The sequence below is a fragment of the Microcoleus sp. Pol1C5 genome (assembly GCF_036701115.1).
GTDB lineage: Bacteria > Cyanobacteriota > Cyanobacteriia > Cyanobacteriales > Microcoleaceae > Microcoleus.
On sequence record NZ_JAUBQE010000016.1, the window covers coordinates 94,779 to 120,658 of the forward strand.

The following is a 25,880-nucleotide window of genomic DNA, read 5'->3' on the forward strand; positions in this document are numbered from 1 at the left end:
TAAAGCGCTCGCGCCATCCCACTCTCCAAATCAAAAATGCTGATCTAACCAGATTTGAGATTATATAATGCCCGGTTATTGCTGATAATTAGCGCGTGTTTGTAGTGAGGACTAAAGTCCTCTCTCCTTGTCTGAAGAATGACTAAAGTCCTAACTACGAACTTAATTATGCTTATCTAACCGGACATCATATTTTTGCACCATGATTGAGAATCGCCACCAATTCTCGATTAAGTCGCCGAGGGAATTGTGATATCAACAGATTGCACTTTGACTGAAGTTCCCAAGCTCGATAACGGCGGTTGAATAGCCTCCGTATTTCCCACTACTAATGTTACCAGATTCTCCGGTTTCAAGTAAGTCTTGGCTACGCGCTGCACGTCGGCAATTGTTGCTGCTTCGATGCTGCGGCGGTAGCGAAAAATGAAATCTTCGGGATAGCCGTAGTATTCGTAGCGCATTAATCGCGACAAAGTTTGATTGGGGTCTTCAAACTTGAAGATGAAAGAATTTAGGGTGGAATCTTTAGCAAAAGCTAATTCGGCCGGGGTAATTGGTTCGGTGCGGATACGATCGATCTCGGCGCGAATTGCCTGGATAAACGGTACTGTGGCGTCCGATCGCGTTTGGCCTCCAGCGACAAACACCCCCGGATAGTCATATCTCGGACTCCAAGCGGCGTATACTGAATAAGCTAAGCCTTGGCGCGATCGCACGTTATTAAACAAACGACCACCGAAACCGTTGAGAACCCCATTCATCACGTCCAAAGCACCGTAATCTGGACTGCTGAGCATTCCGCCCAAATGTCCTATTTGCACGTAACTTTGACTTAATTGCGGCTGATTTACCAAAAATACGCCGCCCCTATTTGCTGGCGATACGGTTGGTAGTGCAGGCACTTCTGCACTTTGACTCGGTTGCCAGTTGCCGAATTTTTGCTCGACGAGCGATCGCATTTTAGCTGTATCAAAGTCGCCAGAAATACCCAAAATCATATTCTTGGGATGAAAATATTTCTGGTAGAAACTCACCAAATCATCGCGGGAAATATTGGCGAGGGTTTTGTATTCTACCGTGCGCGCGTAAGGACTGCGATCGCCATAAATTAATTTTTGAAACTCGCGGCCGGTAATACCGTCAGGATCGTCATTGCGGCGGGCGATCGCACCTTGAGTTTGATTCTTTGCTAAATCTAACTTTTCCTGAGCAAATATTGGCTCCCGAATCACTTCCGCAAATAAGTCAAACACGGGTTCCACATCTTCAGCTAAAGCACTAAAATTAGCCGTACCAGAAGCAACATCAATCCCAGTTTCTACTGAAGCTGCTCGCTGTTCTAGCAACTGATTTAATTCATCAGCCGTATGCCTGCTCGTGCCGCCAGTTCGCATCACTTCTCCCGTCAAACCTCCCAGCCCAATTTTATCAGCAGGTTCAAAGCGCTCGCCCGTGCGAAATAGCGCCGTTCCCCCGACTAACGGGAGTTCCCGGTCTTCCATCAGATACACCCGAATGCCATTTTTCAGCTCGAAGCGAGTGTATTTAGGCAGTTTAATTTCTGCCAGCGGGGGAAATGTTAACTCGTCGTAGTGTTTGGGTGCCGCCGCAAATGAAGGTAACAAATTAAACGTGCCAAGTGAAACAGTAAAAAAGCAAAGCGATAGCAGAAATAACTTTACTTTTTTCAGTCTCAATTTAGTCCTTTTCATTCTTTCTCCAATGTTTTCTAAGTTGACAATTCGAGGCAGAGCCTCGCCGATATGCGTTCCCAGGCAGAGCCTGGAAACGAGTGTTTATTCCCTCTTTCTTCTTCCCTCTTTTTACCCTGAGCTCAGCAGAAGAGCCTTCTTCCTTTTTCCTTATTCCTTTATTTCATAAGTTGACAATTCGAGGCAGAGCCTCGCGGATATGCGTTCCCAGGCAGAGCCTGGAAACGAGTGTTCCTTCTTCCTTATTCCTTATTACCTCTTCCTTCTTCCTTCTGGTTACAGTGGCAAAAGCTTACCAATCGTGCGATTTTCCGGGCGAAAAGTTGCCTGAGCGACACGCTGAATGTCAGCGGGAGTAACAGCCGCGATCGCATCCAATTCCTTGAACAAATTTCGCCACGAACCGGTGTTTACTTGATAGTCCACCAGCGCAAATGCCATGCCCATATTAGAATTGAGCGATCGCAACAAATCGGCTCTCGCCTGAGTTTTCACTCGCTCCAATTCCAAAGCAGAAACGGGCTCAGTTTTTAGGCGATCGATTTCCTTGCTCAAAGCTGCAGCTACTTCATCAACCGTACGGCCCGGAGCAGTTTGAGCGTAAAATAACATCAAATTCGGATACTTTTCCCCCGGATAACCGCTAAAACCTTGAGCCGCCAGCGCCAATTGCTGTTGTTCTACCAAAGATTTGTAAAGCCGAGAAGTGCGGCCATCGCTGAGCAAAGAACCAATCATTTGATAAATCGCATTGTCGGGATGATTCATCGCCGGCCGGTGGTATCCTTCCAAATACCAAGGTTGAGTTTTTAATTTCAGCGTGACTTCCTGAGTTTGCGTTTGGGGAGGTTCGACAATCTGCAATGCGGGAGGGGCTGGTTTCGCCTTGTAACGGCCGAAATAAATTTGAGCTAGTCGCTTCACCTCCGAAGCTTTCACGTCTCCTACCACCGCCACAGTCAGTTTGCTGGGGACATAGTGAGTCTCGAAAAACTTCTGCACGTCGCTGCGGCTGAGGTTTTTAATGTCTTCAGTGTAGCCAATTACGGGGCGGCGGTAGGGATGAGCAGAGAAAGCTTTGTTGGCAAAAACTTCAACCATTTGTCCGATCGGAGAATTCTCGGTTCGCAGCCTGCGCTCTTCTAAAATTACCTGTTTTTCTTTGTAAAATTCCCGAAATACTGGTTCTAGAAATCGCTCGGATTCCAGCGACATCCACATTTCTAACTTATTAGCTGGAAGGCTGTAAAAATACATTGTGGCGTCGGTGGAAGTAGCGGCATTTAGTCCGACTCCGCCTGCTTGTTCCACTATTTTGCCGAGTTCATTACGCTTGACAAATTGCGAAGCTTCAGCTTCAACTTTGTCAAATTCTGCTTTTAATTGGGCGACTTCTTCAGTTTTGCCGCTGGCCTTGGCTGCTTGCATTTGCTCGAAGAGTTGGTCTTGTTTTTCTAGCAGCGGCTTTTCGGCTTGGTAGTCGGTAGTGCCGATTTTTGGCGTGCCTTTAAAGGCTAAATGTTCGAGATAGTGAGCGACGCCTGTTTGACCGTCGGGTTCGTTTGCGCCGCCGACATCGGCGTGAATCAGAAACGATGCTACGGGCGCTCTGGGCCTTTCGAGTACGATGAATTTCATGCCGTTGTCGAGCTTAAATTCGCTGACTTGGCTGATTACTCGATCGAGCGACGGTTGAACAGAAACTGCTTGGGAGCCGCTAGCGGGGTTGGGGCGGGCAAGGGCGATTTCGGGAGAAATGCCCCACCACAGCAGTACAGCGGCCAGCAGGGAGGCGATGAATCGAGTTTGGCGATCGGGCGATTCCCTACGGGATAGCTTCGCTTCACGGGGTTTTTGGAACTGCGGGGTCATTCGATTTTAGATTTTAGATTTTAGATTTTGGAGTGTCAAACAAAAAAATGTTTGTGCTCGGTGGCCAGAGATTCTTTTCTCAGGATAAAGATTTTTGGAGGCATAAGCGATCTGTTGCGCCGCAGATGTTAGGCTGATACAGCAAATCTCAAAAAGGGTCTGGGGCCCGGCGAGGAGTTTTAAGTTTGGGATAAAAGCCGCGCACAACTTAAAACTTAACATTATTTAGCGCTTCAGTCCCGAACCCGTAGTTCCAAGTCGCAAATTACCGATTGCAAAGCCATGCGAATTTTTAATCAGTCTCCTCCTTCTGAAACAGAAACCAAGAAGCGGATTTTACAAGCCGCTCAGCGGTTGTTTGCCCGCAGCGGATACGACGGCACGACAACTCGCGATTTAGCAGTGGCGGCGGGGGTGGCCGAGGGTACGCTATTTCGGCATTTTGATAATAAAAAAGCGATTTTGATTGAGGTGGCGACGGAAGGATGGGTGGAGTTGCTGACGGATTTGCTGACTGAATTAAGCGAGATGGGCAGTTACAAAGCAGTGGCTCAGGTGATGCGGCGACGGATGCTGAATATCCGCGAGAATAGCGACATGATGCGGGTGTGTTTTTTGGAGGCGCAATTTCACCCGGATTTACGCGACAGAATTCAGTTGGAAGTCATCGGAAAAATGAGCGATGTTGCTGAAGCTTTTTTTGAAACAGCGATGGAAAAAGGAGTTTATCGGCAGATGAATCCGAAGATTGTCGCTCAGGTATTTTTGGGAATGTTTGCAGTCGCGGGTTTCAGTCAAAATACGATTATGGAGCCGAATGCTTCGCCGCAGGAAATGCAGGAAATGGCTGAAGGATTAGCCGATATTTTTTTGAATGGGGTTTTGCTGAAAGATGAATAATTAGGGCAACAGGGAAAAGTTGTTATGGGCAAAATTTTGCACTATTCTATTCGGTCGCTAACCCAGGAAGACGAGCCTTTTCTCTGGAAAATGCTGTATGAAGCGGCGCACATGGCAGAAGAAGGTGAATCAACGGTGCAAGCTGTTGTCAATCATCCTTTAATTGCGAAATATGTCCAGAATTGGGGACGTGCAAACGATTTGGGCTTCGCAGCAATCGAATTGAACGGGAGCCAGCCAGTAGGAGCCGCCTGGCTGCGTTTGTTTACAGGGGATGACAAGGGGTTTGGCTGGGTTGATGATACTATCCCGGAATTGGCGATCGCGGTTCTTCCAGAATATACAAATCAGGGTGTAGGAACGCAGTTGCTCGATCGTTTGTTGTCAGCAGCAAAAGTCTCTTATCGATCGGTATCCCTGAGTGTCAGAAGCTCGAATCGAGCCGTGAGTTTGTACGAGCGATCGGGATTTAAAATAATTGACGGAAGCGAGACAATCAACCGCACAGGAGGGACATCATTCACCATGAAAGTGGATTTTGATTAAGTCAATTATTACTCTATAAATTCGTACATTTGCTGTACCCAATTCTCGCGATTCTGCTGCCATTCATCTGTCACAACTTCCCAAGTTGTATTGCTTTCAAGTTCCAGCAATAGACTTGATACTTCTTCCAGCGTCGATGCTATATGACATTCTTCTACCCAACTTTCACGGATCATTTTCCAGAGACTTTGTACCGCGTCTCGCTGAAAATTTGATTCTAATTCAACTAGCAATTTTGCTAAATGTTTTTCGTCAATTGCTGCTGACACCTCGCTCATCCAACAGTTGCGACGTTCTTTCCATTCTTCCGTCACTGCGTCCCCGTTTAGGTGGGCTTGAAACTCTAACAGTAATTGGTTTAGTTCTACCATATTAAATTTTGTCTTGTTTGCAGTTTGTGCTATTCTTGTACAAATTTTAGTAATTTAGACTGTGGGTTTTTTATAATGAGATATGTGGCTGAGGCTTTATTTGGAAACGGCGATGGAAAAACAAGTTTATCCAAAGACGAATCCGAAAATTGTCGCTCAGGTATTTGTGGGAATGTTTGCAGTCGCGCCCTTCAGTCAAAATACGATTATGAAGCCGAATGCTTCTCGGCAGCAAATGCAGGAAATGGCTGAAGGACTCGCTGATATTTTTCTGAATGGGGTTTGGCAGAAAGATGAATCATTAGTCATTAGTCATGAGGAAATTTTAGAGCCTGAAAACGCAATATCTACAGGCTCTGGCTCCTCGACACTACTCGTTAAACTTGTGCATTTGCTGTACCCAATTATCGCGATTCTGCTGCCATTCATCAGCCATAGCTTCCGAATTTATATGGGTTTCTAGTTCCAGCAATAAACTTGATACTTCTTGAACAATCGATGCTGCCAGACATTCTTCTACCCAACGGTTCCGACGTTCTTCCCACTGAATATCCACCGATTTACCCTGCAAGTTAGATTGCCATTCAACTAGCAATTCTGCTAGATATGTCAGGTTAACTGATGCTGCCACATCGCTCACCCAACTTGGGCGACGCTCTTTCCATTCTTTTTTCACTCCTTCCGATTTGAGGTTGCTTTCAAGCTCTAACACTAACTGATTTAGTTCTACCATCTTAAATGTTGGATTTTTTGTAGTTTGTGCTACAATTATACCAAAATTTTCACTAAACAGAGTGTTAATTTTTTTTTAAGATTGCGGTCGTAGTGAAACTACAGAATAGATAACTGAATAATGAGCGATGAATTCACTTTAGATATGCTAGACATTCCCAGCGGTTGGAGTCGAGGCGAAGGGGACTGGACAGGAGTGGCGGCGACTCTTGCTAGAGGGGAAACTGTCGAAGTAATTCAAGAAGTTGGTTCTACTTTGTGGCAAAACAGTCTGCCAGAAAAACATTCTTTGTATTGGGAGGGTGAAAATCTATCCACTATCAAAGCCAGAATTTGGATTAGTTTCACGCAGAGAAGATTTTCGCCGGAATCTGCTTTGCCAAAAGTTCAGTGGCATCCGAGAGTGTTGTGGTTAGGGATAGGTTGCGAACGCGGCACAGCGCGAGAATTAATCGAAACAGCGATTAAACAAGTATGTCGCGGTTATCATTTAGCGGAAAGTGCGATCGCAGGTATTGCAACAATAAACACTAAAGCAGGTGAAGTCGGCTTGTTAGAACTTTGTCAAGAGCGAAATTGGCCGTTAAAAACCTTTGCGGCTGAAATTTTAAGTTCCGTAGAAGTCCCCAATCCTTCTAATATTGCAGCAAAAGCAGTCGGGACGCCCAGCGTAGCAGAAGCTGCGGCACTTTGTGCGATTGAAGAAATTTTAACTGCAGATGAACACAAAGATATGCAGATATCCATCCACCATCTGCGTTCATCTGCGTTTATCTGCGGTTCAAATCCCCTCTTAGTTCCTAAAAAAATATTTCGCAGCAAAAATCCCCCCCTTTCACAAGGAGGGGTTAGGGCGGGTTCTGCGGTAACAGTAGCGGTTGCAGTTTGCCCCATCGAGTATCTGGGATAATGATAATGTATTACTGAGACAAAGTATTGGCATTCACAAATCGACCAATCAACCCAGAAACAAATGACAACACAATGGAGCCCAACAAAGCTGGCCAAAAACCGTTAACCGCAAAGCCGATATTGAACGCACCCGCCAACCACGAAGCCAGGGAAAGCGAAATTGCATTCACAACGAATAAAAACAAACCTAAAGTAATAATGGTCAAAGGCAGCGTCAGCAATGTAAGAATCGGTCTGACAACCGCGTTCACCAATCCGATAACAACAGCAGCCACCATCGCAGCCGGAAAGCTAACCACCGAAATACCTGGTACAATGTTAGCGGTAATGATCAGCGAAACTGCTGCTACTATCCAAGTTAAGAAAAAACTTAGCATATCTTTTTTTCCATCTCCATCACTATTAATTAAGATTGTACCTGTTTAGTCGATCGACCAAAGTTCGGGATACACTACGAAATACCCACCTTGCGAGAATATCAGACTTATGAAACTTCGGCAACTAGCAGCATTCCTTTTGGCGCTAACTATCTTCATCCTGCCGCGTCCAGCCCTGGCTCAATCTAAATATTACGCTCCGCCGTTGTCCTTTAGCAACGCCGAACTGACAAGACGCGATTTTTCGGGTCAAATGCTGCGCGCCGCTGAGTTTTCTAACGCTAATATGGATTTGACTAATTTTTCTAATGCCGATTTGCGGGGAGCAATTATGAGCGCTTCGGTGATGACTCAGGCGAATTTGCACGGAGCCAATTTAACTAATGCAATGATTGATCAAGTTAAATTTACTAATGCCGATTTAAGTGATGCAATTTTAGCCGAAACAATTTTGCTGCGTTCTACTTTTGAGGGTGTAGATATCACCGGCGCTGATTTTACAGACGCAATTATGGACGGCTCACAAGTTAAAGAATTGTGCACAAAAGCCAGCGGTATTAATTCTCAAACAGGGATTTCTACTCGTGATTCCTTGGGATGTCGCTAATTTATTTTACAATCCCATAATTTCAATTTCGGCAACGGGCATCTTGCCTGTTCCGGTCTAGAAGCCCACCCCACAATCAATAAATACAATAAATAAATTTGTTTGTGGAACGGGCATCTTGCCTGTTCCGGGCTAGAAGCCCACCCCACAATCAATAAATACAACAAATAAATTTGTTTGTGGAACGGGCACTCAGGCTTCTGACAGCCTAAACCAAATTTACTAAGGCTTTGCTTTTTTCTGAGCAGCCGCATAATGCTCACTCATTAACTGATTAACTTCTGGATTGTAAATCCGCAGATAATTCCAGTAATTCTCAAACACCGATTTTACGTATCCTTTCGTTTCAGGAAAGGGAATCTTTTCCGCAAAAGCATCCGGGTCATTAAAATTAAACCTCTTCAACCAATCTGATACTGCATTTGGCCCGGCATTATAACTCGCCACAGCTAACATCGAGTTATTCTTGTACTCGTCGTGAGTGTGATCCAAATACCACGTACCGAGTTTAACGTTGTCGTCGACATTCTCCAATGAATACTTTTTGAGGCTGATTTGAGCGGCAACCCAAGCTGCTGTTTCCGGCATTACTTGCATTAAACCTGTGGCGCCAACTGATGATTTGATTGCGGGCATAAACCGCGATTCTTGCCGGATTAATGCTGTTACTAATACGGGATTTATTTTGCGTTCTTGCGACCATTTGACAATGGTTTCTAAGTAAGGAAAAGGATAAAGTGCTTGCCAATAAATCGGTTGCTGTCTGAGTTCGAGGTATTGGGTTCTATCATCTGGTTTATCGCGCTGCCGCAAACTCCCAACCATCCACAAACCGTCTAAATTGTCTCCGACTCCTACTCGCATTAAACCGTCGGTAAACTGTTCGGCAATACTTGGTTCTACGCGATCGATAAATTCTATTTGCCACAGCGTCCAGGCATCTCTATCTTGACCTAATTGATAGAGTTCTTTCAACGCAGGAGAACCCGCAGTTGGTTCGGGGCGCTGAGGGGGCCGCACTACATTGGGAGACAAATCTCGGACTGTGGTAAAGTCGCCGACTGGCCAGCCAAGAAGTACAGCCGATCGCCACGCAAAATATGATTCTGGATAGCGTAAGATCGTGTAGTCAAATGCAGTCTTGGCGTCTTGTTGCCGACCGAGTTGCTGTGCCCATTTCCCGACCCAAAATGCGGCTTCGGGAGCTTGTTCGCTGTCGGGATTGTGGGTGGTTAATTCTCTTGCCCACTGCCAAGCTGATTTTAAATCTCCGCCTTTGGCAAACTGCTGGGCGATCGTCCACCGCAATTCACCTGCTTTATCAGAATTATTGTATTTTGTCAAGAGCAACTTGCGGGTATCTGAGGCGGGCTGACCGCTGCGTGCTTTGTCGAGAATTTGCGATTTATCTAACAAAGCTTCGGGGGCATAATTGGGAAATTTGCTAATAACTCGATCGAGCAAAACGATCGCTTCTTTCGGTTCGCTCAGCCGCGATAGCCGAATTAAACCCAAACCAGTATCTTCGGCATCGGGAAACTCGCGCACTAATTCTTGATAGGCAATTCTCGATTCCGGGATTTTTCCGTCGAGCCACAAACCGCGAGCTTTGCGGTAAAGATTTTTGGCGTTGCGGGGAGCTTTCCCGTAAGCAATAGCTCCTTTGCCGTAATCTTGTTTTTCCCAATAGCCAAAGGCAATTTCTTCCCAATCTTCCGGTTTCAAAGCGGCGCTGTTTCGCTGCACCAGTTGTTCCAAAATTGTCCCGTAATCTTTGACATAATGACCGTGTTTTGCTACGAGCTGCATCAACTGCGGCTGATTGGGATTTTCTTTTAACTTGCGGAGGGCAATTTCTACGCTGCGGGGATGACCAGGAAATTCAGTAATTGCCTGTTGCCAATATTCCGGTTTTGACTTGCCTAAAACATATAAAGCTTCTGCTGCTACGGGGTCGCTCGGATAGTTTTTGAGCAGTTCCTGCCAAGCTTTTTGGGCTTTGCCTTTGTCGCCGCTCAATTGGTAAGCTTGCGCCCTTTTTAGGGCAATGTGAGCAGCTAAAACCGGATATTCTTGCTCTAATTTGTCCAATAATTTTAATGCTTTGGCGGCATTTCCTTGCTGGATTAAATCGCTGGCAAGCAGGTAGCGGGCGCGGCTTTGAGGGGAGATTTCCTGCTGCGGGTTCGTACTTGCAGACTGACTGGTTGCGAGTTCAACTAATTTCGCCGATCGCTCGCTCGGTGACAGCGACACCAGCATCTTGACTTCCGATTCGGAATTCGCTGCATTCAGGGGCTGCTGAGCCTTCTGGACCGAGCCAAAACCCATCCATTTCATCGCAGCAACCAAAGAGCCGATCGCAATAACGCAAACTGAAACGCTGATTAAAACAGAAAATCTGGCCCGGCGTCGTTTTAGCATGGGAAAATTTAAGAGAATAACAATAGATAACCGATCGTTTGTCAAAAGCCATCAGAGGCAGGATGGGTGTTCCACGCCATCACAGGCAGGAGACCTGTTTAACGAGAAATAAATGTTAAGAGTGGGGCAAAAACGGACAGCCGACCCCCAAACAGATGATTGAGATTGGTGGAAGATCCGATCGCAGGCGGACTTGGCTGATATAGTAGCAGAATTTATTTTGATGTGGAGCGGAAAATTTGTGCGATCGATCTATTTGCCCGCACAAAGGAAAAACCACAAACCACCAAGTACAAAGTACAATCTAAAATCTAAAATCTAAAGTGTAAATCAAAACATGGAATTTCTAGTCACCGATACGCCCCGCTCTGTTTGGACCGGAGACGCCTTGGCAGTTGGTCTATTTGAGGACGCCCTGGAACTCACCGGCGATCTGGCACAATTAGATGAAAAGCTTGCAGGCACTTTGAAAGAGCTGCTACTGGAAGTAGATTTTAAGGGCAAAGTGGGTACGAGCGCCATCACCCGCGTCGGCGGCAATAATCCCATTCGCAAAATTGCGATCGTGGGTTTGGGCAAAACAGAGGACTTAAAATTAGACACGGTGCGGCAAGCTGCGGGCGTTTGCGCCAAGTTAGCCAAAAAAGAGAAATGCAAAACTCTCGGAATTAGCTTTCCGGTGTGGAAAAACGCGCCGGATGTTACAGCAAGCGCGATCGCCGAAGGTGTAGAACTCTCCCTAAATCAAGACAACCGTTTCAAATCGGAACCTGAAGACAAAAGCCCGCAAATCGAACAAATTCATTTGCTCGGTTTTGCCGGTACCGAAAGTGCGATCGCCCGCGCCCGCCAAATCACTGCCGGAGTCATTTTAGCACGGGAATTAGTCGCAGCGCCGGCAAATTTTGTCACCCCGATTACCATGGCAGAAACTGCTCAAAGTCTGGCTGCAGAATGCGGTTTAGAATTAGAAATACTGGAGCGAGAAGACTGTGAAAAACTAGGAATGGGAGCCTTTCTGGGCGTAGCCCTAGCATCGGATTTACCACCCAAATTCATCCATTTAACTTACAAACCAGAAGGCACACCGCGCCGCAAAATAGCAATTGTGGGTAAAGGATTGACCTTTGATTCCGGCGGTTTGAACATCAAAGGTGCGGGCAGCGGCATTGAAATGATGAAAATAGATATGGGCGGCGCTGCGGCTACTTTGGGAGCGGCAAAGGCGATCGGACACATCAAACCAGATGTGGAAGTTCACTTTATCAGCGCCGTCACTGAAAACATGATCAGCGGCCGTGCCATGCGCCCTGGAGACATCCTTACAGCTTCCAACGGCAAAACAATTGAAGTCAACAATACCGACGCTGAAGGTCGTTTAACCCTGGCTGATGCTTTGGTATTTGCTGATAAATTGGGAGTTGACGCAATTGTCGATTTAGCAACTCTAACCGGCGCCTGCGTAATTGCTTTAGGTGACGATATCGCGGGTTTGTGGAGTCCTCAAGATAGCGTCGCCGCCGAAATAGTCGCCGCCTCAGAATTGGCAGGCGAAAAATTTTGGCGAATGCCGATGGAAGAGAAGTATTTTGAGGGCTTGAAAGCATTGCACGCCGACATGAAAAATACTGGCCCACGCCCCGGCGGTTCGATTACGGCGGCGCTATTTTTGAAGCAGTTTGTAAAGGATACTGCATGGGCGCATTTAGATATTGCCGGCCCGGTTTGGACTGACAAAGAAAATGGTTACAATGGCCCTGGGGCTACCGGTTTTGGAGTTCGGACTTTGGTGCAGTGGGCCCTGGGCGGCGCTTAATTGTGGATTTCCAGCCCAAAAATTGAGATTTTCTCTGCCTTAAAAGTCTGTTAGTCCATCTGTGAGCCAGGGGTTAAAAACCCCTGGCTCACTGCTTAAGTAATCTAAAAGAAAATTTAATACCGATCATTAACAATTTAAATGTTTCTGAATCAAGAGCTAGGCGAACCTATTTATTCCGTTACAGGGAGCAACTTAAGCGTTGCTAGCCGTGAGGCTCACCATTGCTCATACTTGGGAAAATCTTCCTTCCCATGGCCCCACCTCCACAGTTTTGACATTTCCTGAAAAAATAGCTGTTTCATAAAAAATGAAAAAAGTATATAATTATGTAAATATTTCACTAGCCGAAATCAAATAATTAGATTTGATCGGATTTGCATTGGTACAGATAATTTTTTTCTTGAACTTTATGCAAGAACAATTAACAATTTTTTTTTCCACACTTGCTGTATCTTCTACACTCGCCTGCAAGGTGGTGCCGGAGTTGCGATTGTACGCTGTTTTTGACTCGCTGACGGCACTGGCTTATTGCTCGATCGCCCTATCTTTAGTTTATTTTACCCGCCAAGGTTCTCACCGTAAGATTTTCCGGGTGTTTGCCGTTGTTTTTTTTGCCTGGGGCGCGGCTAAATTGACGGAAGTTTGGACGCTTTGGCATTCCATATATTGGCTGTCGGTAACTCTCAAAGCTACAAGTGCTTTGATTTCTTGGCTTTTAGCCGCAGTCGCCCTCGCCCTGATGCCGAAAGCACTTGCCGAGTCGGGTTTTAATCAAAGAGAAAAATTTCAACAACAGTCGTTAAAACAGGTAGAAGAAAATCAGCACCAGCATGATATCGAGAAAGGAGAATTGGCGAAAGAATTGATCGATTTTTACGCTTCAGATACTATTGTCGATCGCGCTTTAGCTCTCAATTCGCTTAATGAACAGTTAGAAAAAGAAATTGCCGATCGCCAGCGAGTTGAAGAAAAGTTGCAACTGACTCAGTTTGCGATCGACCGATCGGCAGATGCGATATTCTGGATCGGGCCCGACGGTAAATTTTTGTACGTCAACGATGCTGCTTGCACTTCATTGGGATATTCTGCCACTGAATTGCTCTCAATGACCGTGCACGACATCAATCCAGATTTTCCCCAAACTGCTTGGAGTTTGCACTGGAAAGTCTTAAAACGTTGCGGTTCGGTTAATATTGAAGTTCACCACATCACTAAGTACGGTCGCATTTTTCCGGTAGAAATTACGATCGACCATTTGGAATTTAACGGCAAAGAATATCAGTGCGCGTTTGCTCGTGACATTAGCGAACGCAAGCGGATTGAGGCCGCTTTGCGAGAAAGGGAAGAAGAGTTTAGGTCATTAGTTTCTAGCATTCCCGGTGCGGTTTACCGGTGCAGTGCTGCTGGGCGATCGAGCCTAACTTTTATCAGCAGTGGCATAGAAGCTATTTCCGGCTATCCTGCCGCTAACTTTATGCAAAAACCGGTGCAGGCTTTTCCGAGTATAGTTCATCCCGATGACGCTGAGCAGATCGAGACAATTATCGATCGGGCTATTAAGACAAAACAACCTTACATCATCGAATATCGCCTAATTCACTGCGACGGAAATGTGCGGTGGGTTACAGAGAAAGGTCAAGCCCTTTTCAACGCAGCCGATGAAGTTTTATCTCTCAACGGCGCCATTTTTGACATAACAGAACGCAAAGCAGCGGAGGATGCTTTACGGCTCTCGGAGGCGATCGCCAACAACAGAGCCCAGCAGCTAGAAATCGCTCTCAAAGAACTTCGAGAAACTCAAGCTCACCTAATTCATACCGAAAAAATGTCAAGTCTCGGTCAAATGGTAGCTGGAGTAGCTCACGAAATTAATAACCCTGTCAGTTTTATCTACGGCAATATTTCCTACGCCAGCCAATATATCCGAGACTTGTTGCAGCTTGTGGAACTTTACCAAAAACACTATCCTCAGCCCGTGGTAGAAGTTCAAGAATGTATTGACAAGATCGATTTAGAATTTCTGAGAGAAGATTTACTAAAAATATTATCTTCGATGAAAATGGGAGCAGATCGCATTCGCGAAATAGTTCTGAGCTTGCGAAATTTCTCGCGTTTAGACGACTCGGTTAAAAAACCTACCAACCTTCACGAAGGCATAGATAATACCCTCTTAATATTGCACAACAAACTCCGAGCCAGAGGCGACTACCCAGAAATAAAAATAATCAAAGATTACGGTCAACTCCCTTTAATAGAATGTTATGCAGGTCAGCTCAATCAGGTATTTATGAATCTCCTTAGCAACAGTATTGACGCATTGGAAGATGCTTGCAACCAAAAAAGGCGATCTGCGGCGGTCGGCGACGATTGGAAACCAACTATTAGCATTCGTACAGAAGCCCTAAACGAAAATAGTATTTGCATCCGCATTGCCGATAATGCGATCGGCATGACAGAAGACGTGCGTAGCCGATTATTTGACCCGTTTTTCACGACAAAACCGATGGGAAAAGGCACTGGTTTGGGGTTAGCCATCAGTTACCGAATTGTCGCCGAAAAACACGCCGGAGCCTTGAGCTGCCGTTCCACCGTAGGAGAAGGTACGGAATTTGCGATCGAGATTCCTTTATAAATTAGTGCAACGGAAGTATCAATAATTTGGCAGAAGTTATCGCTCACTATAAATTGTAAAGTGGGGTGTAAAAAACTTTCAATTTTCAAGAAAAATCCCAAAATAGGCTATAAATTAGCCAGCTAATGCTCAACATGGCAGTGAAATTATAAATTCTGTACCGCGACCTAAAGTTGAGTAGACTTCGAGCATACCAAAGTGTTGCTCAACTACAATCAACCGTGCGATCGCCAATCCTAATCCCGTTCCTTTCCCTACCGCTTTCGTCGTAAACAAATGATCGAATATTTTCTCTTTGACTGATTCACTCATACCATTTCCATTATCAGTAATGGTAATTTTCACCTGGTTATCTTCTAGTGAGGTTGTAATTGTAATGCGGTTGGGATTTGCCTGAATTTCCGCAAAACTTCGACCAGTATTTGATTCATCTAACGCATCGATCGCATTGGCTAGAATGTTCATAAACACCTGGTTAAGCTGTCCCGGGAAGCATTCGATCGCCGGAATATTGCCGTAGTCTTTCACTACTTCAATGGCGGGTCGCTCATCGTTCGCTTTCAATCGATATTTGAGAATTAAGAGCGTACTATCTATGCCCTCGTGGATGTTGAAGGGCGCTTTATAGTCTTTGTCAGCTCTAGAAAAGGTGCGGAGCGAAGTGCTGATACTTTTAATGCGATCGCATCCCAGTTTCATGGAGTCAACCATTTTAGGCCAGTCTTCGATGATATAGTCTAAATCGATATCTTCGGCATGGTCTGCAAGCTCTGTTTCTGAGGCGCGATCGCGATAGAGATTGAGATGCTCCACTAAGTCTTGCACCGTTTGCTGGGTTTCATTCAAATTGCCCCAAATAAAGCCCACGGGGTTATTAATTTCATGAGCAACACCTGCTACCAGATTTCCCAGTGATGCCATTTTTTCGCTTTGCACCATTTGCAGTTGGGTGTTCTGCAAATCTGCCAGAGTCTGTTCGAGTTCCTGTGATTTTTGAATCACCGCTGCTTCTGCTTGCTTGCGATCGGTAATATCAATCAGCATTCCATCCCAAACGATTTCTCCGTCTTCTCTACGTTCTGGCTGAGAAGCGGCTTTCACCCATTTCACATTCCCATTGGGAGTAATAATCCGCCACTCATGTTGAAATTGGGTGATCGTTTGAGCGGACTCGATAACTGCCCGAAACGTCTCTGCTCGATCGTCGGGATGTTCAAAATCGCGTAGGCTGTATTTTCCTAGCATCACATCCTCTGCCGCCACTTCATAGAGTGTTTGACATCCAGAACTGACGTAGGGCACTGAAGCAGAACCATCGGCTTGAATCCGAATCTGATAAATCAAGCCAGGTACGTTATTGGCAAGTTTCTGAAAGCGGGCTTCACTATTCTTTAACTCTTCCAGAGACTGTTCTAGCTGTTGAGCATAGTTCTGCGATCGCTCGTAAAGTCGAGCATTTTCTAAGGAAATCGCCGCTTGAGCGCAAAGTAAGTTAAGTAGTTCAACGCGATCGCTCGTGAACGCCCCCGTTGCTAAATTATTCTCTAGATATAAAATGCCCATCAACTTACCTTGATGCAAAATCGGGCTACACAAGATACTCTTCGGCTGCTGACGCATGATATACGGGTCATTGGCTAAAGTAGGATCGGCACTGGCATCAAGTAGCACAACAGTCTGCCTGTCACGCTTGACTTTGTAAATCAGCTTCAGGGGAATTTCTTGACTCTCTTCAACCAGAAGGCGCTGCAACACGACTGGCTCTTTCCCTACAGTAATTGACCCTTTGATCAGCAGGCGCGAGTCTCGCAACAGCATTAACACGCATTTATCGGCTCCAGCATTTTCGATGACGATCGAAAGTAACGATGAAAGTAGTTTTTCCAGTTCGATTTCACCGGAAATAGCATGAGAAGCTTTGAGGATGGCACAGATGTCGAGGGAATTGGAGACACTGAAGGAGGAAGTGGTGGAGGTGACGGTTCCTACTGCAAAGACGGTTTCGTTGACCGAGAGGGCAGAGTGAGCTTGCCCAAGGATAGCAGCCAGCAGTTGCGGGTAGCGACGTTCTACGTCTGCAACTTTGGCTTTGGCTCCCCAGCGAGCATAGCCGTAGTAGGCTTGGGTCATGTATTCCTGGGCGATGCGCTCTTTGTTCCATTCCAGATAGAACTTAGCACTTAGTTCATTGCCTAAAGCTGCTTCGTGGATGAATTGGTGTTCTTGAGCCAGCGCGATCGCCCGATCGTAATGCTCAATGGCAGCGGCTTTGTCACCCAACACCCGATATCGCTCTGCTTCCACCAGATGCCATTTGTGCAAGTGATTCATCGGGGCATTGTGCGCCGATTGGTGCAGAGCCGCTTGATGGGTAGCAACCACAGTCAGCCGTTCAGCTTGCTCTGGTTCTGACCCGGTGGGGAAGAGTGCCAGATGCGTCAGCGCCGCATAGAAATGGAAAATGGGAATAAAAACCGTTCCCGATAGTACCATCCAACAGGGCTTGAGTTTGATGAGGATATCGAGAGCAGCCGGATAATTGCCGCATGAGTAGGCAAGCAGCAGTTTGAAGATGTAGACAACGACAATCATCATGAGTTCGTTATCCTGCTGGTGCTTGGGCAGCATCACGGTTTCATCATAGGCAGTACCAATTAGGCGATCGGGCTGGCTCACCGTTTCTCGCAAATTCTTTACCGTTTGCCACGTCATGTCCAAAAGAAAACCCGCCGAATCATTGTTCATCTGAGCCATAGCAGCACTGTAAGCTGCTAATTCGGGTTCCAACAGGTCTAGCTCTACACCTGCGAAAAAAGCCAGATGGGAGTAGCTTCCTATGTCGTAGCCGGCACTGAGCAGATTACCTGTTTCCATACCTGCCTTGTAACTCTCTTTCAACGTCACAAGTGCTGCCCGCAACGCTTCTTGGTGAGGTTGAATGAAAAACCCAAACATCCCCAAAGTGATGCACTTCATACTTTGAGTAGTCACCTGCTCCAGCATTGAGAGTGCTAATCGACCAAACTTATAGCCAGTTTCGACTTCGCCGAAAAAGGCACACAGTACCATGCTGTGAACCACATAGCCGATCGTTGAAGCGGGGGCATTACCAAACTCCAGGGATAACCGCACCATCGTCGCGCCCAACAGAGGCAGCAATGCCGGCATCCCCTGGTACACGGGTGAAAATAACCTTCCTAACAGTTGGATGGCGGCTTGAGCATTGGGGTCGCTCATCGCGGGCAAATCAACCAGTTCGGCAATTTCTCTGCCCTGGAGTTGCTCCTTGAGCTGCTGTAAAGCACTGCCAATCCTGGCTGAGTCTGCTTCTGTCGGGAACTCTACCCCCAATTGCTTCAACGCCTCTGCACCGACTGCGATCGCCTGCAATGTTTGGTTGCGAGCCGTGTGTGCTGCGATTTGAATTTCGTAGATTTTCACTGTGTGGAGAATCGTCTGTGCCTGCTGCAAGACGAATGTGGCAAGCTGCTCCATGCCCTCAAAGTCACTATTCAAGTAACTGGCTTCGGCGGCGGCTACATACAGATTGAGCGTCAATTCGTACTGAGTTTCCCAGCAGTCTGGCGAAAGTAACTCCAACCCGCTTTGCAAATAAACCTTTGCCGCAGCATAAGCGGTCGCACTTCTGGCCTTAGTTCCCGCTTTCAAGTTCAGTTGTGCTAGAGCTTGCCGTTCCTCCGGTGGCGCGATTAACTCAATGGCTAAATTTAAATGCCCGACAATATCAAACAGCTTGTCTTCTCGGTCTATTTCTGAGAGCTTTTGCTGGAGCAATTGTCCAATTTGCAGGTGGGTTGCTTGTTTGTTGTCAGCGGGAATTAAAGAATAGGCGGCTTGCTGGACGCGATCATGCAAAAATCGATAGGTGGGATTAACCGTATCCTCTGCCTCAGACTGTCCCGCACCCTGAAAAAACTTGTAAATCTGACTCGTGGGTAAAATCAAGCCTTCCTGCAAGGCTTTCCACAATGCTGTTGCGGCATCGGTTGGCGATCGTTGTGAAACGATCGCCAATGTTTCCAGATCGAACTGTGCCCCCACACAAGCAGCTAGCTTCAGTATCTCTTGAGTGGCTTCTGGCAACTTTTGTAATTGCAGCGCCATGAACTCCACCACATCCGAAGTGAGCCAGAGCGATCGCACTGCTACCATATCGCACTGCCAGTGTCCGACTTGCAGATCGTAGGCAATGTAGCCCTCCTGATGCAGGGTTTTGAGAAACTGCGTGGCAAAGAAAGGGTTGCCTTTGGTTTTTTGATAGATTAACTCTGTCAGCGGTTGCGCTAGAACTGTGGAACAACTGAGGGTGTCGGCAACCAAACGATTGATGTGAGATTGACTTAACGGGGTGAGGGTAAGGGTGCTGATAGTTGCTGAGTCTTTCTTCATCTCTTCCAATGTCAGCATTAGTGGATGAGCGGGGAAGACTTCATTATCTCGGTATGCCCCGATCGTTAGCAGATAGCCCACCTCGCTTTGACTCAGCAACACTTGCATCAAGCTCAATGAGGCTGAATCTGCCCACTGCAAGTCATCGAGGAACATCACTAAAGGATGTTCTGCTTTAGCGAATACGGCAATGAATTTCTGGAATAGCAAGTTGAAGCGGTTCTGGGCGGCACTACCTGAAAGTTCAGGGGCAGCAGGTTGTTTGCCGATAATCTGTTCGAGTTCGGGAATGACTTCAATTAGGACTTGCCCGTTCTCACCCAAAGCTGAGAGGATTTTGTCTTTCCACTGCGCCACCTGAGTATCACTTTCACTCAATAGTTGTCCCATCAAGTCCTGGAAGGTTTGCACAAAGGCACTCAACGGGATGTTGCGGTTGAACTGGTCATATTTACCTTTGATGAAGTAGCCGCGTTGCCGCACAATGGGTTTATGAACTTCGTTGACGACGACGGTTTTGCCAATTCCAGAAAAACCTGCCACTAGCATCATTTCTGTTGCGCCTAAGCTGACTCTTTTAAAGGCTTGGAGCAGGGTTGCTGCGTCGGTTTCTCGTCCGTAGAGTTTGTCGGGGATGATGAAGCGATCGCTCCTATCCCGTTGTGCAATTTTAAAGCTCTGAATTTTCTCAGTTTTTTGTAGTTGATGTAAACATTTTTTTAAATCATATTTCAGTCCTAATGCACTTTGATATCTATCTTCGGCGTTTTTTGCCATCAATTTACTGACAATCTCTGAGACTACCGAGGGGAGTTGTGGGTTATTTTCATGTACTAATAGTGCTGCTTTGGCAATATGACAATGTACCAACTCCATTGGGTCATTTGATTCAAATGGTAATTTCCCTGTGAGTAATTCGTAGAAAGTCACACCCAAAGAATAAAAGTCTGTCCGGTAGTCAATCCCCCGATTCATTCGACCAGTTTGTTCTGGGGAAATATAAGCAAGTGTCCCTTCTAATACATTGGGATTTATCAAAGTTTGTGTTTCTCTTGGAAGTAAAGACGCAATACTAAAGTCAATTAATTTGACTTGTTTGGTTTCGGGATTAATTAAGATATTGCTGGGCTTTATGTCTTTGTGAATGATGCGCTTTCGGTAGAGAATATCTAAGGTATTGCAAAGAGCGAGCGCGATTTCCAAAAACTCTCTCAAAGATAGTGCGTTTTTCCCTTTAATCGCCCATTCCTGAAGCGAAATTCCCCCAAAGTCTTCCATGACTAATGCATAGCCATTTCGAGAGGGTTCGAGACTATACGTTTGAATAATTCCCGGTTGACAAAGGTTTTTAGCAATGGTATATTGATTGCGAAATTGCACCAGCTCGCTAAAGGTGGGATACTCGTTTTTCAGCAGTTTGATAACGACAGGTAATCGGTCACTGGTACGGATGGCCCGATAAACTAAGGTGCGACTTCCTGAATAAACTGTTTGGAGAATTTGATAGTTAGGAATTTGAATGCTTGTGTTTGGGTTGCGGTTTTGGTGAGAGTTATTCATGGTTGTTGTTATTTAATAATTGGTGGTTAACGAGCGGTTAAATGAGTCTGAAGAAGATAAAAAAATTGATAAAAAATTTAACTTTTTTGTTAGGCATTAGTGGGTAAGGTGATGATAAATTCTGTTCCGGCTCCCAGTCGAGAGTTGATGTGAATAGAACCGCTATGTTTTTCTACAACGATTTGACGTGCGATCGCCAATCCTAAACCCGTTCCTTTGCCCACTGCTTTCGTCGTCAATAAATGATCCAATATCTTTTGTTTGACCTCCCAACGGGCGTAGCAGTAAGAAGCTACTTTAGGCTCTAATATAGTTGATAGGAATCTCGATCGCTAACTCTGTACCATCTCCAACTCGAGAATTACACGTTAATTTACCGCCATGTTTTTTGACAATACCATAGCTAACCGATAAACCCAAACCTGTACCGCTACCCACTGGTTTAGTTGTAAAAAATGGATCGAATATTCGGGATTGAATATTCGCCGGGATACCGGGACCATTATCAGAGATTTTAATTCTAACCCTGTCTTTTTCTATGATTTCAGTCTGAATCCTGATTAGAGGATTTTTTTTTGTGTTATTAATTGATTGAAGAGCATCAATAGCGTTACTGATAATACTCAGAAATACTTGATTTATCTCACTAGCATAACAAATTATATGGGGCAGATTTCCATACTCTTTAATAACTTGTATTTCTGATGGGCCATCGCTCAGTCTTAAGCGAGTTTGTAAAATTAGCAAAGTGCTTTCTATTCCGGTATGTAAATCTACTGCTTTCATGTCGGCTTCATCTAAGCGGGAAAAGTTACGCAAACTCAGAATAATTTGGCTAATGCGATCGCTCCCTGATTTCATAGATTCTAGAATTTTAATTAAATCTTTCCATATAAATTCTAAATCCATTTCTTCTATTTTCGCTTGAATTACTCCACTGGGATCTGGATACTCTTGTTGATAAATATTAAGTAAAATAAGCAAATCTTTGACATAATCCTCTATATGTGCAACATTACTGCGAATAAATGTTACTGGATTGTTGATTTCGTGAGCAATCCCAGCTACCAGTTGACCGAGAGATGACATTTTTTCGCTCTGAATTAATTGTGCTTGGGTTTGTTGCAAGTTTTTAAATGCTTGCTCTAAATCAAAAGCTTTTTGGCTTAAATCTTCCGTTTTTTGCGCTACTTCTGCTTCTAAGCTTTGGGAATATTTCTCTATTTGTTTATATAAACGAGCATTATCAATAGAGATCGCCGCTTGAGCTGCGAGTATCTGGATAATTTCTACTCGCTCATTAGTAAATGCTCCCAGTGTTAAGTTATTTTCTAAGTAAACAATACCGACGAGTTTTCCTTGGCGAATAATTGGAGTACATAAAACTGATTTAGGTTGATGAGCGATAATATAGCGATCGCCTGCAAATTGGTCTGCTATACTTAAGTTGTCAAAAACAGCCGTCGCTTGAGTTCGTGCCACCGCATAAATCAAACTATGAGGAATTTCCTGATATTGTTCCAGAGGAATTTCTAATATTTTTGTCTGCTTTTGTGCGGTTTGAGCGACGACTAACCAGTGTCGGTCTTGGCGAAGCACTAAACAACCGATTTGTGCTCCCCCATTTGCAAGCGTAATCTGCATCAAAGTGGCTAACAGTTTCTCTAATTCAATTTCTTGTGAAATAGCTTGTGCCGCCGTCATTACTGCTGGAAAATCTAACCATACATTCTCGCTACTACTGACGCTAGCTAGGCTTCCCATCCAGGTAGGGTTAATTGTTGTCCCAGATGTGATTACAAAGTTAGCAGGTTGGAGAATAGCTTTCAGTAGTTGTGGATAGTGTTGTTCTAAATAAGCGACTTTAGCCTTTGCACCCCAACGGGAATAACAGTAATACGCCTCAATCATGTAAGATTGTGCAACTTTTTCTTTCCCCCAATCTAAGTAAAATTTTGCAGCTAGTTCGTTGCCTAAAGCTTCTTCTTGGATATATTCGTTTTTCTTGGCTCCGGCAATTGCGCGATCGTACCAATCTCCAGCTTCATAATTCTTGCCTAAAACCCGGCATTTTTCTGCTTCTACCAAGTCAATTTTATGTTTGTGATTCATCGGCGCCTGGTGTTCCCATTGAGCCAAAGTGGTTTGATGGGTTTCTGCCAAAGCGAGACTGTTCGCTTGCTCAATTTCTGACTGCGTAGAGCAGACTGCCAAGTAGGTTAACCCGGCATAGAAATGGAAAACCGGAGTATTAATCATTGCTGCCGCTACCATCAAATATGGCTTAGCCTGGGCAATGTAGCCTAGAGCATTGGCGTAATTGCCAAAGAGATAAGCAAGCATTAGTTTGTAGTTAGAGGCAACAGCGAGGGCAGTAAAATCACTATTCTGATGGTGCTGAGGAAACATCACGGTTTCATCATAAGCCTGGCCGATTAACAAATCCGGTTGATTGACAATTTCCCTCAAGTTATGCACCGTCTGTTGTGTTATCTTTAGGTAACCAATAGGAGCATATTGCTTCACAGTCGCTAAGGCAACAGAGTAATTCTCTATTTCTGCTTCCCAAGCATCAATCTCTACTCCCGAGAAAAAATTATTATAGAAATAACTAATGATGCTGTAGCCACCATTGAGAAAATCACCTGTTTCCATTCCGACAAAATAGCCTTCTTTCGCCATTGGGATTGCTGCCCTCAGTGCTTCTTGACGATGCTGGATAAAACAGCCAAACCAAAGTAAAGTTATACACTTAAATTCCCGCCAATTAAACTGATTGAATAAGCTCAGTGCTACTCGCCCAAAACGATAACCTTTTTCTGCTTCTCCGAAAAAACTAGACAGCACAATGCCATAACCCACATACCCGATTGTTGATGCGGGTGCATTGCCAAATTGAAGTGATAGACTGACCATCGTGGCGCAAATCAGAGGCTGCAAGGCTGGATTTGCCGTAAAAATAGCCGGAAACAAGATGGCTAACAGTTGCATCGCCGCGATTATCCTTGGGTCCCTCATTACGGGAAGGTTAACCAGTTCCTCAATCTGTTTGCCCTCCAGTTGGGTGGCAAGGTTTTGTAATGCAATGCGTGTCAAGGCTTGGTCAGTTTCATAGGGGAGTTCAATCCCCAATTGTGCTAGGGCATTGGTGCCGATAGCGATCGCTTCTAATACCTTACTCTGAGTGGTCAGTGCGTTAATTTGAATCTCAAATATCTTGACTTTATCTAGGATTGTTTTAGCCGATCGCAAAACCTGGGCTGCCATTTCTTCCATACCCTCACAATCAGCATTCAAGTAGGCAGTTTCAGCCGCAGCCACATAAAGATTCAGGGTTAATTCATACTGAGTTTGCCAACAGCTTTCTGTGAGTAACTCCAGCCCGGTTTTCACAAAACTTCTGGCGCCGGCATAGGCTGTAGAATTTTTGGCTTTCTCTCCGGCTGCTAAGTTCAATCTGGCTAAGGCTTCCCGTTCCTCTGCTTGAGTCATGAACTCAATTCCTAAATTCAAATGCCCGACAATATCAAACAGCTTTTCCTCTTTTTCTATTTCTGATAAGTTTTGTTGGAGTAGTTGCCCAATATGGTAATGGGTCTGCTGTTTTTGCTCGTCAGGAATCAATGAATAAGCAGCTTGTTGCACGCGATCGTGTAAAAATCGATACGTCGGATTAGCGGAAGCATTGAAAACTTCCTCACGATCAGATTGGGTAAAAAACTTATAGATTTCGGTAGTAGGAATTACCAAACCTTCCTGCAAAGCTTTCCATAAAGCTGTGGCGCTACTGTCTGGTGATTTCTCACTGACAATTGCTAAGGTATTCAAATCAAACTGCGCCCCTATACAAGCCGCTAGTTTGAGACTATCCTGAGTTTCTGGCGGCAATTTTTGTAATTGCAATGCCATGAATTCAACGACATCATCAGTAATTGCTAAGGCCTTCACTTGGGCAATATCGCATTGCCAATATTGAATGTCGAAATCTAAGCTAATTAACTTGTCATCATGTAATGCTTTGAGAAACTGGGTCGCAAAAAAAGGATTACCTTGAGTTTTTTGATAGACCAATTTTGTTAAAGGCTGGGCTAGAGATGATTCACAATTCAGTGTATCTGCCACCAACTGATTCATATCAGGTTGCCTTAAGGGTGGTAAAGTAATTGTATTCACCGTTGCCCCTGTTTTTACAATTTCATCCACTGTTAAAATGAATGGATGTACGGGGGAGACTTCATTATCTCGATACGCGCCTAATATTAATAGATACCCAGCATCTTGCATCAATAATTTAAGCAAGTTTAGTGAGGCGGAATCGGCCCATTGCAAGTCATCTAAAAACATGACTAACGGATGTTCTTGACTGGTAAAGACTTGCACAAATTTTGGCAATAAGAGATTAAAGCGATTTTGGGCGGCTGTTCCCGATAATTCAAGGGCGGCTGGCTGTTTACCGATAATATTTTCCAACTCAGGAATTACGTCAATTAAGACTTGTCCGTTGTCTCCTAATGCAGTTAATATCTGGCTTTTCCATGTTTCTAATTGCCAATCTGATTCAGATAGCAATTGCCCCATTAAATCCCGGAATGCTTGCACAAAGGCGCTGAAGGGAATGTTGCGATTAAATTGGTCATATTTTCCTTTAATAAAATAACCGCGCTGACGGACAATTGGTTTATGAACTTCGTTGATAACTGCGGTTTTTCCAATTCCTGAAAAACCTGCTACTAGCATGATTTCTGTTGCACCTTCGCTGACTCTTTCAAAGGCTTGTATGAGCATTTTTACTTCTTTTTCTCGACCATAGAGTTGGTCGGGGATAGTAAAGCGATCGCATATATCCCGCTTTCCTAATTCAAAGCTTTCAATTTTTCCAGTTTCTTGGTACTGCTGCCAACATCGTTCTAAGTCATACTTCAATCCCTTGGCACTTTGATAGCGTTTTTCGGCATTCTTCGCCATCAGCTTCATCACCAGATCCGAAACCACCTGCGGGATTTTTT

The 25,880-nt window shown here is 45.1% G+C and carries 15 protein-coding genes and 1 pseudogene; 7 read left to right on the plus strand and 9 right to left on the minus strand.

The window, feature by feature from the left end; translation table 11 throughout:
* Positions 1 to 230: 230 nt before the first annotated feature.
* A complete protein-coding gene (locus QUA23_RS11480; RefSeq protein ID WP_333076095.1) occupies positions 231 to 1,712 on the minus strand; it encodes a pitrilysin family protein in 1,482 nt (493 codons plus the stop codon).
* Between the two features lie 276 nt (positions 1,713 to 1,988).
* Positions 1,989 to 3,584: a pitrilysin family protein gene (locus tag QUA23_RS11485; protein ID WP_333076096.1), complete on the minus strand. Its 1,596-nt coding sequence runs from the start codon at positions 3,582 to 3,584 to the stop codon at positions 1,989 to 1,991.
* A 282-nt stretch (positions 3,585 to 3,866) separates the two neighbouring features.
* On the opposite strand from QUA23_RS11485, the gene QUA23_RS11490 reads away from it, so the two are divergent.
* Both QUA23_RS11490 and QUA23_RS11495 read left to right on the plus strand, forming a co-directional pair.
* A complete protein-coding gene (locus QUA23_RS11490; RefSeq protein ID WP_333076097.1) occupies positions 3,867 to 4,484 on the plus strand; it encodes a helix-turn-helix domain-containing protein in 618 nt (205 codons plus the stop codon).
* Positions 4,485 to 4,508: 24 nt separating this feature from the next.
* On the plus strand, positions 4,509 to 5,030 hold the full coding sequence (locus tag QUA23_RS11495; RefSeq protein WP_333076098.1) for a GNAT family N-acetyltransferase: 522 nt from the start codon (positions 4,509 to 4,511) through the stop codon (positions 5,028 to 5,030).
* Positions 5,031 to 5,038: 8 nt separating this feature from the next.
* Here the strand turns inward: QUA23_RS11495 and QUA23_RS11500 are convergent, their stop codons facing one another.
* Positions 5,039 to 5,401 (minus strand): hypothetical protein, encoded by a 363-nt coding sequence (locus tag QUA23_RS11500; RefSeq protein ID WP_333076099.1) that lies wholly within the window; start codon positions 5,399 to 5,401, stop codon positions 5,039 to 5,041.
* Between the two features lie 97 nt (positions 5,402 to 5,498).
* On the opposite strand from QUA23_RS11500, the pseudogene QUA23_RS11505 reads away from it, so the two are divergent.
* Positions 5,499 to 5,699: pseudogene (locus QUA23_RS11505) on the plus strand (TetR/AcrR family transcriptional regulator); the annotation flags it as partial.
* Positions 5,700 to 5,771: 72 nt separating this feature from the next.
* On the opposite strand, the gene QUA23_RS11510 reads toward QUA23_RS11505, so the two are convergent.
* Positions 5,772 to 6,134, minus strand: coding sequence for a hypothetical protein (locus QUA23_RS11510; RefSeq protein WP_333076100.1), 363 nt, complete (start codon positions 6,132 to 6,134; stop codon positions 5,772 to 5,774).
* A gap of 120 nt (positions 6,135 to 6,254) precedes the next feature.
* Between QUA23_RS11510 and QUA23_RS11515 the strand changes: the two genes are divergently transcribed.
* Positions 6,255 to 7,043, plus strand: a complete 789-nt coding sequence (locus QUA23_RS11515) for a cobalamin biosynthesis protein (RefSeq protein ID WP_333076101.1) — start codon at positions 6,255 to 6,257, stop codon at positions 7,041 to 7,043.
* A 10-nt stretch (positions 7,044 to 7,053) separates the two neighbouring features.
* On the opposite strand, the gene QUA23_RS11520 is transcribed toward QUA23_RS11515, so the two are convergent.
* Positions 7,054 to 7,422 (minus strand): phage holin family protein, encoded by a 369-nt coding sequence (locus QUA23_RS11520; RefSeq protein WP_333076102.1) that lies wholly within the window; start codon positions 7,420 to 7,422, stop codon positions 7,054 to 7,056.
* 109 nt (positions 7,423 to 7,531) lie between these two features.
* On the opposite strand from QUA23_RS11520, the gene QUA23_RS11525 reads away from it, so the two are divergent.
* The gene (locus tag QUA23_RS11525; protein WP_333076103.1) at positions 7,532 to 8,029 is read left to right on the plus strand and encodes a pentapeptide repeat-containing protein; all 498 of its coding nucleotides are present in this window, start codon (positions 7,532 to 7,534) and stop codon (positions 8,027 to 8,029) included.
* A 222-nt stretch (positions 8,030 to 8,251) separates the two neighbouring features.
* Here QUA23_RS11525 and QUA23_RS11530 read toward each other — a convergent pair whose 3' ends face one another.
* Positions 8,252 to 10,453: a transglycosylase SLT domain-containing protein gene (locus QUA23_RS11530; RefSeq protein WP_333076104.1), complete on the minus strand. Its 2,202-nt coding sequence runs from the start codon at positions 10,451 to 10,453 to the stop codon at positions 8,252 to 8,254.
* 337 nt (positions 10,454 to 10,790) lie between these two features.
* On the opposite strand from QUA23_RS11530, the gene QUA23_RS11535 reads away from it, so the two are divergent.
* Together QUA23_RS11535 and QUA23_RS11540 are read left to right on the plus strand one after the other, a co-directional pair.
* The gene (locus QUA23_RS11535) at positions 10,791 to 12,269 is read left to right on the plus strand and encodes a leucyl aminopeptidase (RefSeq protein ID WP_333076105.1); all 1,479 of its coding nucleotides are present in this window, start codon (positions 10,791 to 10,793) and stop codon (positions 12,267 to 12,269) included.
* A gap of 412 nt (positions 12,270 to 12,681) precedes the next feature.
* Positions 12,682 to 14,904: a PAS domain S-box protein gene (locus QUA23_RS11540; protein WP_333076106.1), complete on the plus strand. Its 2,223-nt coding sequence runs from the start codon at positions 12,682 to 12,684 to the stop codon at positions 14,902 to 14,904.
* Positions 14,905 to 15,033: 129 nt separating this feature from the next.
* On the opposite strand, the gene QUA23_RS11545 is transcribed toward QUA23_RS11540, so the two are convergent.
* From QUA23_RS11545 to QUA23_RS11555, 3 genes are all read right to left on the minus strand, one after another.
* Complete coding sequence (locus tag QUA23_RS11545; protein WP_333076107.1) at positions 15,034 to 20,874, minus strand: AAA family ATPase; 5,841 nt, start codon at positions 20,872 to 20,874, stop codon at positions 15,034 to 15,036.
* Between the two features lie 89 nt (positions 20,875 to 20,963).
* Positions 20,964 to 21,125: an ATP-binding protein gene (locus QUA23_RS11550; RefSeq protein ID WP_333076108.1), complete on the minus strand. Its 162-nt coding sequence runs from the start codon at positions 21,123 to 21,125 to the stop codon at positions 20,964 to 20,966.
* A 46-nt stretch (positions 21,126 to 21,171) separates the two neighbouring features.
* The coding region (locus QUA23_RS11555) for an AAA family ATPase (RefSeq protein WP_333110372.1) at positions 21,172 to 25,880 on the minus strand (4,709 nt) is incomplete at its 5' end.

What these genes read in the sequence shown, in the direction of transcription:
- QUA23_RS11490 (WP_333076097.1), top strand. Translation starts at nt 3,867, where the DNA reads ATGCGAATTTTTAATCAGTCTCCTCCTTCTGAAACAGAAACCAAGAAG.
- QUA23_RS11485 (WP_333076096.1), bottom strand. Translation starts at nt 3,584, where the DNA reads ATGACCCCGCAGTTCCAAAAACCCCGTGAAGCGAAGCTATCCCGTAGG.
- QUA23_RS11515 (WP_333076101.1), top strand. Translation starts at nt 6,255, where the DNA reads ATGAGCGATGAATTCACTTTAGATATGCTAGACATTCCCAGCGGTTGG.
- QUA23_RS11545 (WP_333076107.1), bottom strand. Translation starts at nt 20,874, where the DNA reads ATGAATAACTCTCACCAAAACCGCAACCCAAACACAAGCATTCAAATT.
- QUA23_RS11510 (WP_333076100.1), bottom strand. Translation starts at nt 6,134, where the DNA reads ATGGTAGAACTAAATCAGTTAGTGTTAGAGCTTGAAAGCAACCTCAAA.
- QUA23_RS11540 (WP_333076106.1), top strand. Translation starts at nt 12,682, where the DNA reads ATGCAAGAACAATTAACAATTTTTTTTTCCACACTTGCTGTATCTTCT.
- QUA23_RS11530 (WP_333076104.1), bottom strand. Translation starts at nt 10,453, where the DNA reads ATGCTAAAACGACGCCGGGCCAGATTTTCTGTTTTAATCAGCGTTTCA.
- QUA23_RS11495 (WP_333076098.1), top strand. Translation starts at nt 4,509, where the DNA reads ATGGGCAAAATTTTGCACTATTCTATTCGGTCGCTAACCCAGGAAGAC.
- QUA23_RS11500 (WP_333076099.1), bottom strand. Translation starts at nt 5,401, where the DNA reads ATGGTAGAACTAAACCAATTACTGTTAGAGTTTCAAGCCCACCTAAAC.
- QUA23_RS11520 (WP_333076102.1), bottom strand. Translation starts at nt 7,422, where the DNA reads ATGCTAAGTTTTTTCTTAACTTGGATAGTAGCAGCAGTTTCGCTGATC.
- QUA23_RS11525 (WP_333076103.1), top strand. Translation starts at nt 7,532, where the DNA reads ATGAAACTTCGGCAACTAGCAGCATTCCTTTTGGCGCTAACTATCTTC.
- QUA23_RS11480 (WP_333076095.1), bottom strand. Translation starts at nt 1,712, where the DNA reads ATGAAAAGGACTAAATTGAGACTGAAAAAAGTAAAGTTATTTCTGCTA.
- QUA23_RS11535 (WP_333076105.1), top strand. Translation starts at nt 10,791, where the DNA reads ATGGAATTTCTAGTCACCGATACGCCCCGCTCTGTTTGGACCGGAGAC.